This window comes from Pollutimonas sp. M17 (assembly GCF_025836975.1).
GTDB lineage: Bacteria > Pseudomonadota > Gammaproteobacteria > Burkholderiales > Burkholderiaceae_B.
Genome location: NZ_CP107548.1, coordinates 666,722 through 678,420, shown reverse-complemented (window position 1 = coordinate 678,420; position 11,699 = coordinate 666,722). Strand labels below are relative to the sequence as shown.

The 11,699-nt window shown below is 60.6% G+C and carries 12 protein-coding genes; 11 read left to right on the top strand and 1 reads right to left on the bottom strand.

Translation table 11 applies throughout. The features are described from left to right. The first annotated feature begins 202 nt into the window (after positions 1 to 202). From OEG81_RS03265 to OEG81_RS03250, 4 genes are all read left to right on the top strand, one after another. Positions 203 to 1,087: a LysR substrate-binding domain-containing protein gene (locus OEG81_RS03265; RefSeq protein ID WP_264131303.1), complete on the top strand. Its 885-nt coding sequence runs from the start codon at positions 203 to 205 to the stop codon at positions 1,085 to 1,087. Positions 1,088 to 1,108: 21 nt separating this feature from the next. After that, the gene (locus OEG81_RS03260; protein ID WP_264131302.1) at positions 1,109 to 2,023 is read left to right on the top strand and encodes a spermidine synthase; all 915 of its coding nucleotides are present in this window, start codon (positions 1,109 to 1,111) and stop codon (positions 2,021 to 2,023) included. A gap of 65 nt (positions 2,024 to 2,088) precedes the next feature. Continuing rightward, a complete protein-coding gene (locus tag OEG81_RS03255; protein WP_264131301.1) occupies positions 2,089 to 2,457 on the top strand; it encodes a translation initiation factor Sui1 in 369 nt (122 codons plus the stop codon). A gap of 95 nt (positions 2,458 to 2,552) precedes the next feature. Next, on the top strand, positions 2,553 to 2,753 hold the full coding sequence (locus OEG81_RS03250) for a hypothetical protein (RefSeq protein WP_264131300.1): 201 nt from the start codon (positions 2,553 to 2,555) through the stop codon (positions 2,751 to 2,753). A gap of 26 nt (positions 2,754 to 2,779) precedes the next feature. Here the strand turns inward: OEG81_RS03250 and OEG81_RS03245 are convergent, their stop codons facing one another. Next, entirely contained in the window at positions 2,780 to 3,364 is a 585-nt protein-coding gene (locus tag OEG81_RS03245) for a MarR family winged helix-turn-helix transcriptional regulator (protein ID WP_264131299.1), read from the bottom strand. Positions 3,365 to 3,470: 106 nt separating this feature from the next. Here OEG81_RS03245 and OEG81_RS03240 point away from each other — a divergent pair, with 106 nt between their 5' ends. The 7 genes from OEG81_RS03240 to OEG81_RS03210 all read left to right on the top strand — a co-directional run bounded on the left by OEG81_RS03240 (position 3,471) and on the right by OEG81_RS03210 (position 11,675). Then, positions 3,471 to 4,454, top strand: a complete 984-nt coding sequence (locus OEG81_RS03240; protein ID WP_264131298.1) for a tripartite tricarboxylate transporter substrate-binding protein — start codon at positions 3,471 to 3,473, stop codon at positions 4,452 to 4,454. A gap of 20 nt (positions 4,455 to 4,474) precedes the next feature. After that, on the top strand, positions 4,475 to 6,037 hold the full coding sequence (locus OEG81_RS03235; RefSeq protein ID WP_264131297.1) for an alkaline phosphatase family protein: 1,563 nt from the start codon (positions 4,475 to 4,477) through the stop codon (positions 6,035 to 6,037). A 195-nt stretch (positions 6,038 to 6,232) separates the two neighbouring features. Continuing rightward, a complete protein-coding gene (locus OEG81_RS03230; protein ID WP_264131296.1) occupies positions 6,233 to 7,678 on the top strand; it encodes an aldehyde dehydrogenase family protein in 1,446 nt (481 codons plus the stop codon). A gap of 22 nt (positions 7,679 to 7,700) precedes the next feature. Then, positions 7,701 to 8,726 (top strand): TRAP transporter substrate-binding protein, encoded by a 1,026-nt coding sequence (locus tag OEG81_RS03225; RefSeq protein ID WP_264131295.1) that lies wholly within the window; start codon positions 7,701 to 7,703, stop codon positions 8,724 to 8,726. A gap of 32 nt (positions 8,727 to 8,758) precedes the next feature. Further along, positions 8,759 to 9,271, top strand: coding sequence for a TRAP transporter small permease (locus tag OEG81_RS03220; protein WP_264131294.1), 513 nt, complete (start codon positions 8,759 to 8,761; stop codon positions 9,269 to 9,271). Further along, positions 9,268 to 10,551 carry a TRAP transporter large permease gene (locus OEG81_RS03215; protein WP_264131293.1) on the top strand — a complete coding sequence of 428 codons (1,284 nt, stop codon included), beginning with the start codon at positions 9,268 to 9,270 and terminating at the stop codon, positions 10,549 to 10,551. Before OEG81_RS03220 ends, OEG81_RS03215 begins: the two co-directional genes overlap by 4 nt. Before the next feature lie 14 nt (positions 10,552 to 10,565). Further along, positions 10,566 to 11,675: a zinc-binding dehydrogenase gene (locus OEG81_RS03210; protein WP_264131292.1), complete on the top strand. Its 1,110-nt coding sequence runs from the start codon at positions 10,566 to 10,568 to the stop codon at positions 11,673 to 11,675. The last annotated feature ends 24 nt before the right edge of the window (positions 11,676 to 11,699 follow it).

The following is an 11,699-nucleotide window of genomic DNA, read 5'->3' as shown; positions in this document are numbered from 1 at the left end:
TTGCCTTTTATGATTATTCAAGGAAAGAAGCTGCGTCATCAGGCCAACATGCCGCCGGATTCAACAAAAGTGTAAAGAAGGCATCCAATTCGGGAAAATGCTATTTTGGCCACCACCTATGCAAAATTGATATAGCATTATCTTTTCCTCGCCATTGTCGCTTTTTTCAGCGGCCGGCTTGCCGCCACCACCCAGCCCCCCCATGAGCCGTCCCCTAAACTTCCGCCAGATCGAAGCCTTCCGCGCCGTCATGCTGACGGGCACGACCACCGGTGCCGCGCGCATGCTGCATACCACGCAACCCTCGGTCAGCCGGCTGATCGGCCAGATCCAGTCGGCCACCGGCATCGCGCTGTTCGACATGCAGCACGGCCGACTGAGGCCCACGGCCGAGGCCAACGAGTTGTTCGACACCATACAGCGCCACTTCCTGGGCCTGGAAGGCATCGAAGCGCGCGTCGAGGCCATGCGCCGCTCGGGCAGCGGCATGCTGCGCATCGCCTGCACACCGTCGCTGGGCCTGGGCGTGGTGCCCGCGGCGATCAGCGAATTCTCCCTGGCCTATCCGGACGTACAGGTCAATATACAAACGCTGGGCAGCCACTACCTGCGCGACGGCCTGCAGCATGGCTTGTTCGACCTGGTGCTGAGCACGGCCGCCTTCGGCGCCACGTCGTTTGACGAGGAAAGAATCCATCAAAGCGATGCCGTATGCGTCGTCCGCCCCGGCCACGCGCTGGCGGGCAAAAAAAGAATCCATGTGCGCGACTTGCAGGGTATGCTGTTGTTGTCGCTGAATGCCAACGATGAGCTGGCCGTTTCGCTGGACGAACTGATGTCCAGGCATCAGGTGGCGCCGTCCGGCAAGATCGAGACCACCTATTCATCGACCATCTGCTCGATGACGACGCGCACCGATGGCGTGGGCGTCGTCAATGAATACGTGGCCGATGTTTTCGCCGAGAAGCTGGCCATACTTCCCTTCTTTCCGCGCATTCCTGTCGATATGTACCTGGCCTACCCGCCGCAGCGGGCTCCTTCCCGGCTGGCGAAGGTGTTTGCGGACATGGTCAGGTCGCAGCTTTAGAAGCTTGATACGGAGGAGCAGATGAAGCCGTCCAACTCCAACAGGCCAGGCAGCCGCCGCTCCCGCTACGCCGCCGTGCTGGGCTGCGCCCTTGCGGCATGCGCGGCCGTGCTGGCCACCTATTCCCTGAGTATGGCGTCAGGCCCCCGCCTTATCCATACCGAGCCCTCCCGGTTCGCACCGGTGCTGGTCATAGAGGAATACGGCGAACGGTGCCTGAATTTCACCGAAATCCAGGGCAACGGACGGCAGACCTGCTTCGATCTGGATGAGCCTGACAAAATGGTGTTTGCCTACACCCGCATGATGACGAGTGCGCTGTTTCTGAAGCCCGAGCCCAGAAACGTCCTGATCGTCGGCCTGGGCGGGGCCACCATACCGATGGCCCTGGAGAAGATCCTGCCCGACGCCGTCATCGACACCGTCGAAATCGACCCCAGCGTTGTCCGCGTGGCCGAGCGCTACTTCGGATACAGGCAGGGCCCGCGGCAGCGGTTGTTTGTGGATGATGGCCGCGCCTTTGTCGAGCGCGCGCACGGCGAAGGCCGGCAATACGACATGGTGATGCTGGACGCTTTCGACGTCGACTACATTCCGGCCCACCTGCTCACCCGCGAATTCCTTCAGCATGTGCGCGCCATCCTCTCGCCCGACGGCATACTGGTGGCCAATACCTTCACCAACAGCCGCATGTACGATCAGGAATCGACCACTTACGCCGCCGTCTTCGGCGACTTCTTCAATCTGCGCTCCGGAAACCGCGTGATCATCGCCGCCAAGGGCCGGTTGCCCGACGACGAAACCCTTGAGCGGAACGCGGCCTCGTTCGCCGACACGCTGACGCCGTTTGGAATGGACGTCAAGCAGGCCCTCGGGCGTTTTTCGCGAGAGCGCGACTGGGACGAGAATGCACAGGTCCTGACCGATGCCGACTGAACAGCCCCAGGCGCCTGGCATACACTTGCTGTTTATTCATCATCGCCCCCAAAAGGCTGCATACGATGTCAAAACAAGGAAATCGACTCGGCGGCAGTGCTCTGGTCTACTCGACGGAATCAGGCCGCATGTGCCCCGCATGCCGCCACCCAATGGCGGGCTGCGTCTGCCAAGCCGCCAGGAATGTTTCATCCTCTGACGGCATCGTGCGCGTATCGCTTGAAACCAAGGGGCGGCGAGGCAAGGGCGTGACGGTGATCAAGGGCGTTCCGCTGGATGCCGCCGCATTGGCCGAACTGGCAAAGCGGCTTAAAGCGGCATGCGGTTCGGGCGGCACGGTCAAAGAAGGCGTTATCGAAATTCAAGGCGATCATCGCGATGCCTTGATCCCGAAATTGACGCCGCGCTGGGTCGTCAAGCGAGCGGGCGGCTAGCCCGTATATTGGGTATTATTCGCGCGTATGCGGTGCCGCGCTTGAAAACAAGCAAGGCATGCCGAATTGGCACAAGCTCGACCAAAGGAAGAAACATGGGAAAGAAGAAAGGCGCTGCCGACCCGGACGAAGTCGCGCTGATTGAATGGTGTATAGAAGTCGAGGGCTTGCTGGTGGCCGCCGGTGCGACACCGCACCAGGCGCAGGAGTACATCGAAGAAGAAGCCGAGTGGTTTACCGACCTGTTTTATAACGGCTTGACCCCAGAAGAAGCCGCCAAGGAAGCGCTGAACTGAAGCAGGCCTTGGCCACGGCATGGCCATCACCCGCCTGAATGGCCGGCCGGCCCTTTGGTCAGCACCGCTTGCCCGGGCCGGCTTCTATGCGGCCTTTCCTTGACCAAGTCGTCTTCCAGCATCCGGCCGGCCCGGTGCACGATGCGATCCAGCATGGACCCCAGCGCCCGCAGTTCGTCCGCATCCAGATCCTGGAAGATCACGTCATTCAACGATGCCACCACCGGCATGATTTTCCGGTACAACTGCAGGCCTTGTTGCGTTACCGACACATGCACCGTCCGGGCGTCGCCGGGATCGCGGCTGCGCTCCAGCAGGCCCTTGCCGCAAAGCGATCCCACCGCACGCGACGTGCGCGGAGCATCCAGGGCAGCCGCATGGGCCAACTGGGTGGAGGTCAGGCTGTCGTGCTGGACCGCAATCGCCAGCAGCCGCCATTCGCGGCGGGTGATATTGAAGCGGCCCTCGCATAAGCGCGTGAATATGGGATTGCCCGCCGACCATGCGCGGTACAGCCTGAACATCATCATATCGCCCAGCGTGGGCAGACGATCCGCCGCCTTGGCTGCCAAGGCCGGCTTCCGCCCGGAGCCAGTGGTTTTGGTGTCCATGGATAGAGACTTCCCCGACTGTCGGATACTTGATTAGAACAATTAATACACAGCTTGGTAAGCTGCCATCCAATATTAAGACAAATCAAGTTCGAGGAGACCAGCCATGATCAAGAACACCCTTCGGGCCGCCCTGCTGTCCTGCATTCTTTTCGCCGCCAGCACCGCCGGCGCCGCGCAGGACAATACCGCTAAATTGAGCTCTCCCCTGACCATAGTCGTGGGCTATGCGCCCGGCGGGGCCACCGACCGCGCCGCGCGCATCGTGGCCACCCGCTTGCAGGCCGAACTGGGCGTGCCGGTCGTCGTCGAGAACAAGACGGGCGCGGGCGGCCGCATCGCCGCGCAGCATGTCAAGAATGCCGGGCCAAATGAAAACATGCTGCTGCTTGGCAACCCGGCGGTCATGGTGGTGGCGCCGCTGGTATTCGAAAGCCTGGCCTACGATGCCGTGAAAGACTTCCAGCCCGTCTCCATGGTGACGGAGTACGGCTTTGGCGTCGCCGTCTCGGCCGATAGCCCGATCAAGGACATGCAGGGCTTGATCGAATGGGCCAAGTCCAATCCGGACAAGTTCAACATCGGCGTGCCCGCAACAGGCAGCCTTCCGCACTTCTTCGGCCTGATGCTCTCCAAGCAGATCGGCGCCGAAGGCCAGATTATCGGCTATCGCGGCTCCGCGCCCGTCATCACCGACCTGATCGGCGGCGCCGTCCCGGTGGCCATCGACACGCTCGATGTCCTGACCCGCCAGCACCAGGGCAAGCGCATCCGCATCCTGGCCACATCGGGCCAGGAGCGTGAAGCCGCCTTGCCGGACGTGCCGACGTTCAAGCAGACCGGCGTCGACCTGCAGGCCTCGGGCTGGAACACCTTCTTCGCCTCGTCCGCCATGCCTAAGGACAAGGCGGACATGCTGGGCGAAGCCGTCAAGTCGGTAACGGCAGACGCTTCGGTGCGCAAGACCCTGCAAGAGAACGATCTGATCCCGGTATCCGCCAATGCGCAGGAAACCGGCAAGCTGGTCGAGGCGTTCCGCGCGCAGTGGGCGCCCGTCGTCAAGGCATCGGGCTTCGTCGTCACCAAATAGATGCACAGCAGGCAACACCGATGAACCAGCCCAGGAATGTTCTTTTCATTATGGCGGACCAGCTGCGCGCCGACCATCTGGCGTGCTATGGCCATCCATTCATCCGCACGCCGAATATCGACGCGCTGGCCAGACGGGGGGTACGGTTTGATCGCGCCTTTGTGAACTCGGGCGTGTGCGGGCCATCGCGCATGAGCTACTACACCGGACGCTACCCTTCCACGCACGGGGCGACCTGGAACCGGGTGCCCTTGTCCGTAGGCGAAATCACACTGGGCGAATACCTGCGCGCCAGCGGCCGCAAGCTGGTGCTGGCGGGCAAGACCCATGTCATGGTGGACCATGCCGGCCTGGAACGCCTGGCGCTGGACGGCGGCAGCGAGCTGGGCCGCCTGCTGAGCACGGGCGGCTTCGAGGAAATCGACCGCTACGACGGCCACCACGAGCCGGGCGAAGAAAGCGGATATCCGGCCTACCTGCGCCGCCACGGCTATGTATCGGACGACCCCTGGACGGACTTCGTCATTTCCGCGAAAGGCCCCGACGGCAAGCCCGCCAGCGGCTGGCACATGCGCAATGCGCAGTATCCGTCCCTGGTGCGGGAAGAGCACTCGGAGACCGCCTACATGACCGACCAGGCGCTGCGTTTCATGCGGCAGCAGGGCGATCAGCCCTGGGTCATGCACCTGAGCTACGTAAAACCCCATTGGCCCTATATCGCGCCCGATCCCTACCATGCGATGTACAGCCCGGACCAATGCCTGCCCGTGGTGCGCAAGGACGCCGAACGGCACAATGCCCATCCTGTACTGGCGGCCTATCGCCAGCATGAGGAAAGCATCAGTTTTTCCATGGACGAATGCATACGCACGGTGCGGCCCGCCTACCAGGGCCTGATCACGCAGCTGGATGATCACCTGGGCCGGCTCTTCGATTACATGGAACGCGCGGGGCTCATGGACAATACCTTGATCGTCTTTACGGCCGATCATGGGGATTTCCTGGGGGATCATTGGCTGGGCGAGAAGGAGCTGTTCTACGACACCGTGCAGCGCGTGCCGATGATCGTGTTCGATCCTTCCGCAGCGGCGGATGCGACGCGCGGCACGGTTGAATCGAGAATGGTGGAGTCCGTGGATGTGCTGCCCACCATCCTGGAATGGCTGGGGCTTCCTTTACCCATGCACCGCCTGGAGGGTCGCAGCCTGCTGCCCATTCTGCACGGACAGCAAGTCGAATGGCGGGATTGCGTCTTTTCCGAGCTGGACTACAGCTATCGGCTCTCGCGGCTGCTGGTCGACAAGACGCCGCAAAACGCGCGCGCCTGGTCCGTTCGTACTGACCGATGGCGCTATGTGTACTGGATGGATGAGCCCGAGCAACTTTACGATTTGCATGCAGATCCAGATCAATTCCACGACCTGGGCCGGGATCCCGCCTATGCCCAGGTTCGGACCGAATGCCGCGAGCGGCTGCTGGCCTGGTTTGCGGGCCTGAAGCGGCGCACCACCGTAAGCCACGAAGCCGTCGAGAAGGGAACCAACGCCTATAAGAAGGCGGGGGTGTTTTTTGGGCAGTGGTGATCGAATCAGGGGCCGCTTCAAGGCGGCTGCATCAGGCCTGGCGCCGCTGTCGCGGGCGCAAATGCCACTAGGGTTTATCCCAACATAGCTTTCGCCTAATCATCTATCAATAAACAGTATTTGATGCACCCGAGTGTCGATCTATACACTCGTTCGCATCAAACGTGTAGCCCACACATACTGAGGTAGATCGACATGCCCGAAAGCACCAAAACTATTTTCATCAACGGCAAATGGACGGAGTCCCACAGCCGGGACACAATAGACGTGGTATCGCCCAGCAACGGCGAATCGATAGGCAAGATATCCCGCGGCGTTCAAGAGGACATCGACACGGCAGTGGCCGCGGCTCGCCAGGCATTCGAAGGAATCTGGGGCGCGACACCGGCGGTGGAGCGCGGCCGGCTGCTGTCCAGGCTCGGACTGAAAATTGCGGAACATGCCGAGGAGCTGGCCCAACTGGAAGCGCGGGATACCGGCAAGGCCATGAAGCTGGCCCGCAGCGACGTCGCCGCGACAGCGAGGTACTTCGAATACTACGGAGGCGCGGCCGACAAACTACACGGCGACACCATTCCGTTCCTGGAAGGCTATCAGGTCCTTATCATCCGCGAGCCTCGGGGCGTTGCCGGCCATATCATTCCCTGGAACTATCCCGCGCAGATGTTTGGCCGCACAATTGCCGCCGCATTGGCCGCGGGCAATACAACCGTACTCAAGCCGGCCGAGGAAGCCTGCCTGAGCATCATACGCCTGACGGAACTTGCCGCGGAAGTGGGCATCCCCGCCGGGGTGTTGAACGTGGTTACCGGCCTGGGCGAAGAAGCAGGCGCGGCACTGTCTTCACACAAGGAAATCGACTTCCTTTCATTCACCGGCTCGCCGGAAGTGGGAACCTTGATCCAGAAGGCGGCCGCGGACAATCACGTGCCCTGCGTACTCGAGCTTGGCGGGAAATCACCCCAGATCGTATTTGACGATGCCGACATCGAAAAGGCGCTGCCCGTCATCGTGGGTGCCATCATCCAGAACACAGGCCAGACGTGTTCCGCCGGCAGCCGCGTGCTGATCCAGCGCTCGATCTACGAAGAGTTCGTCGCCGCCCTGGCCAAGCGCATCAATGCCGTGCGGGTCGGCTCACATACCGCCGACCTGGACTGCGGCCCGGTCATCAGTGCCGTGCAATGCGAGCGGGTCAAGGGCTTTCTGGAGCGTGCCCGAGCCGATGGCATCAGTGTGATCGGCGAAGGCAAGCTCGATTCCAGCGCAGTGGATGGCGGATTCTATGTCAAGCCAACGCTGCTCGGCCCCGTGGACGAAACCCATGAGCTGGCACAGGACGAGGTCTTTGGGCCAGTACTGGTCGCCATTCCTTTTGACGACGAGGAGGATGCCATCCGCATCGCCAACGGCACGGATTTCGGGCTGATTGCAGGGGTGTGGTCCGAAAATGGCGCGCGCCAAATGCGCCTGGCCAAGAAGCTGCGCGTAGGCCAGGTCTACATCAACGGGTATGGCGCGGGCGGCGGCATCGAACTGCCCTTCGGCGGTTTCAAACGTAGCGGCCACGGCCGCGAAAAGGGGTTTGAAGCCCTGCGTGAGTACACCGTGGCCAAAACAATCGTAATCAACCATAAATAAACCTGATCAGGAGACAAAAACCATGTTCAACAATCTAAAAAAATCGACGCTTTCCACGCTGCTTGGCGCGGCCACGGTAATGATGGCACTGACTTCCCCGTCGAGCGCCGCGACGATGAAGCTGCGCCTGGGCCACGTATTCGCCATCAACAGTCCCGTCGACCAGGCCAGCCAGGACTTTGCCAAGCTGGTCAAGGAGCGCAGCAACGGGGAAATCGAAATCACCGTTTTTCCAAACAGCCAGATAGGCGGCGACGAATCGCTGGCGCGTGACCTGTCGCGAGGCTCGCTCGACCTGGCCTTCATCAATCCGGGTTCTCTCTCGGGCCTGGACCCGCTGCTGGACATCCACTATCTACCCTACATCGCGACCAGCTTCGAAGAGGCCGACAAGATCTTCTACAACCCGAACGGCATACTGCAGAAAACCTTGAGCGAAACATTGGCCAAGCACCGTATGCAGGCCTTGGGGTACTTCGAGCTGGAGTTCCGGGCGGTGACTAACTCCAAGCATGCGGTCGAGAAGCCTGCCGACCTTCAAGGGCTGAAATTGCGCGTACCGGGTTCCGCGGGCATACGCGACTTCTTCATCGCGGCCGGAGCCCAGGCCGTTGCGATGCCATTCCCGGAACTGTTCACGGCGCTGCAACAGGGCACGGTGGACGGGCAGGACAATGGCGCCAGCATTACGTATAACTCGCGCCTGTTTGAAGCGCAGAAGTTCATGACCGAGACCAATCATGTCTATGCAATGGGGGCCATTGCCTCCAGCCAGCGGCTGTGGGGGAAGCTGAGCGATAGCCAGAAGAAGATCCTCAAAGACACAGCTCATGAGGTGGCGACCAAAGAGATCGCCGCCAACCGTGCTCTGCACGACGACTACATGAAGAAGATCGCCGCTGCCGGGGTCACCGTAACCACACTCTCGCCGGAAGCGCTGGCTGAATTCCGCAAGATTGCGGACGGTGTCTGGACCAGCCTTGAGCCGGTCTATGGCAAGGAACGAGTGGCTGCCCTTCGCCAGGAAGTCAAAGCCCTGCGCAAGTAAGCGGCGCCGAACGTACAGCGCAGGAGAAATGCATGGCCGTCTGGGCAAACACATTCGAAAACCGTCTCTACTCATTAGAAAACTTTCTATGCTCCATAAGTCTTCTAGTGATGCTCGCCACAGTGGCGTTCGGCGTCTGCATTCGATTCTTCGATCTGCCGATACCCAATGTGGCCGAATGGGCGATCGTGGCAATGTCGCCCCTGACGTTCGTCGGATCGGCCATGTGTTCACGCATGCAAATGCACATCTCGGTGGACTTCATTGAACAAGCTCCATCCGAGCTGGTAAAACGCGCCACGCACCTGGTGGTGGCGATTCTCATGCTGATATTTTCAGCGATCTACGCGTGGCTGGGCTGGAGCCTGTTCGAAGATGCGATCCTGACTGGCGAACGCCTGCTGGACATGGGCACACCGCTGTACGTGCCGGTATGTTTCTTCTTCGTCGGCATGGTCTTGATGGCAATTCATAGTGTTCTGGACCTGGCCCGCTTCGTTTTCTTCAGGCGGGCTGCGGCTCGGGTCGTAGAGGTGGCGCGATGATTGTTTCTTCCCTATTGCTTTTACTGGTGCTGGGCGTACCGATTGCCGTCGCCTTTGCACTGGTTGTCATTGCCAACGCCGAGGCGTGGAATATCGACCCATTCTCTCTGGCCGCCATGCCGTTCGATACGGTATCGAACTTCTCGCTGTTGGCCATCCCGCTGTTTTTACTGGTGGGCGAACTCATGAACCGTGGGGGGCTGGTCAAGCAGCTGACGGCGGTGTGCGACCTGTTCATGTCCCGCATCCGGGCGCCGATGGGCCACATCATGGTGATGGCCAGCGCCCTGATGGGGGCCATCACGGGTTCGTCGGTCGCCACCGTGGCCGCCATAGGCGGCACCGTGGGCGTGGAAATGCGCCAGCGCGGCTATTCCAAAGGCTACACCGCGGCGCTCAATGCCGCGTCGGGCTTGCTTGGCGTACTGATTCCGCCTTCGATTCCCCTGATCCTGTATGGGGCCATCGTAGGCGTATCCATCACCAATCTTTTCATTGCGTCCATCGTTCCGGGCATCCTGACGATACTTGTTTTCTCATTCATTCATTCCATTCTTTCCAGGCGCGTACTGCCTGACGGAAAGGAAACGCTTCCTGCTTCGATGGCGCAGGAGAGAAATGACAAGACTGTCAACAAGGGTTCTGTGCTGGTTCGCGCGCTGCCTGCGCTGATGCTGCCGATACTGGTTCTGGGAGGCATCTACTCGGGCGTGTTCACGGCCACCGAAGCAGCAGCCATCGCAGGCGTTTATGCGCTGGCGGTTACCGTACTCACCCGCCAGGCATCGGCGGGGGACCTAAAAAAAATACTGGAGCACGCCGCACTGGCCTCGGCCGCGATCCTGGCCATTATCGCCTTCACCAGCATCTTCAACCGGGCGATGATCCTGGAGCAGGTGCCCCAGTCGATCACCGAGATCGCCACAAGCTTCACCGGAAATCCCATTCTGTTTCTACTGGCCATCAATGCGGCACTGCTGCTGATCGGCATGTTCATGGAAACCAATGCAGCCACCCTGCTGATGGGCCCGCTCCTGGCGCCGGCCGCCGTGAACTACGGCATAGACCCGGTCCATTTCGGCGTCCTGCTGGTCACCAACATCGAGATCGGTCTGCTGACTCCGCCATTGGCGGCAAATCTGTATGTCGCCCAGCGCACCAACGAAGCCCGACTGACCGAGATGTTCGGGTATGTCATGTGGTTCCTGCTTGGTTCGCTGCTTGTATTGGGCATGATTACGTTCGTACCCGCCTTGACGACGTGGTATCAATTTCTTTGAAATAGGTTGAATAAATGTCTGCTATACCTGAGTTTGCACGCGCCGCCGTCCTGAGGAACTTCAAGGATCAATTAAGAATCGAAGATGTGCCCGTACCTCGGCACATAGAGCCTCGCGCCGCGCTGGTAAAGATGGAGGCGTGCTCGATTTGCGGTACCGACATCCACCTGTGGCAGGGCTCCCTGTCCCTGAAAGTCGACCTTCCGGTGATCATCGGCCACGAGATGGTGGGACGTATCGTATCGCTGGGCGAAGGCGTGCGCAGCGACTCGGTCGGCCAGGACCTGGCGGTCGGCGACCGTATCGTCTATACGCATACATCCTGCGGCAGCTGCTTCTTCTGCACCACCGCGCGCCAGCCCACACTGTGCTCGCATCGCCGCGCCTACATGTATGAAACCATGGAAAAGGCGCCCTACCTGTTGGGCGGGTTTTCGGAGTACGGCTATGTCCTGCCCGAGTCGGGCCGCCTGAAGGTGCCCGACAGCGTCTCCAGCGAGCTGGCCAGCCTGTCCAGTTGCGCGCTGCGCTCGGTCATGAACGCCATGTCGCAGATCGGCAAGATCGAACCGTACGAAACCGTGGTCGTCCAGGGCGCCGGCCCCCTGGGCCTGCTCGCCACCGCCAACGCCAAGGTGCGCGGGGCGCGCAAGGTGATCGTCATCGGCTCCCCTGCCGCCCGTCTTGAATTGGCACGTGAGTTTGGCGCCGATGAATGCATACCGGTGGAAGGGACCACCGCTGCCGATCGCCTGGATCGTGTGCTTTCCCTGACTGAGGGTCGTGGCGCGGACATTGTCATGGAATTCACCGGCGTCCCCGCCGCCTTCAACGAAGGCTTGCAACTGGCGCGCAAGGGTGCGAAGTACCTGATCGTCGGCCAATTGGGCGAAGGCACGACGGAAATGCAGCCGTCCATGATCGTAAAGAAAAACATCAACGTCATCGGCTCCTTCTCGGGTGATGCGCGCAGCTATTCGCTTGCCCTGCAGTTCATCGATAAGCACCAGAAAACCTTCCCGTTCGAGAAGATGATCACCGGGCGCTACAAACTTGATGAAGTGAATACGGCCATGGAGCGCATGAAAGCCTATCAGGAAATCAAGCCCGTCATCACGTTTTAGCTTTCAATCGTATCAAGAGTGCCC

Coding starts and splice junctions, on each gene's coding strand:
- OEG81_RS03230 (WP_264131296.1), top strand. CDS start 6,233: ATGCCCGAAAGCACCAAAACTATTTTCATCAACGGCAAATGGACGGAG.
- OEG81_RS03265 (WP_264131303.1), top strand. CDS start 203: ATGAGCCGTCCCCTAAACTTCCGCCAGATCGAAGCCTTCCGCGCCGTC.
- OEG81_RS03225 (WP_264131295.1), top strand. CDS start 7,701: ATGTTCAACAATCTAAAAAAATCGACGCTTTCCACGCTGCTTGGCGCG.
- OEG81_RS03240 (WP_264131298.1), top strand. CDS start 3,471: ATGATCAAGAACACCCTTCGGGCCGCCCTGCTGTCCTGCATTCTTTTC.
- OEG81_RS03260 (WP_264131302.1), top strand. CDS start 1,109: ATGAAGCCGTCCAACTCCAACAGGCCAGGCAGCCGCCGCTCCCGCTAC.
- OEG81_RS03215 (WP_264131293.1), top strand. CDS start 9,268: ATGATTGTTTCTTCCCTATTGCTTTTACTGGTGCTGGGCGTACCGATT.
- OEG81_RS03210 (WP_264131292.1), top strand. CDS start 10,566: ATGTCTGCTATACCTGAGTTTGCACGCGCCGCCGTCCTGAGGAACTTC.
- OEG81_RS03255 (WP_264131301.1), top strand. CDS start 2,089: ATGTCAAAACAAGGAAATCGACTCGGCGGCAGTGCTCTGGTCTACTCG.
- OEG81_RS03245 (WP_264131299.1), bottom strand. CDS start 3,364: ATGGACACCAAAACCACTGGCTCCGGGCGGAAGCCGGCCTTGGCAGCC.
- OEG81_RS03250 (WP_264131300.1), top strand. CDS start 2,553: ATGGGAAAGAAGAAAGGCGCTGCCGACCCGGACGAAGTCGCGCTGATT.
- OEG81_RS03235 (WP_264131297.1), top strand. CDS start 4,475: ATGAACCAGCCCAGGAATGTTCTTTTCATTATGGCGGACCAGCTGCGC.
- OEG81_RS03220 (WP_264131294.1), top strand. CDS start 8,759: ATGGCCGTCTGGGCAAACACATTCGAAAACCGTCTCTACTCATTAGAA.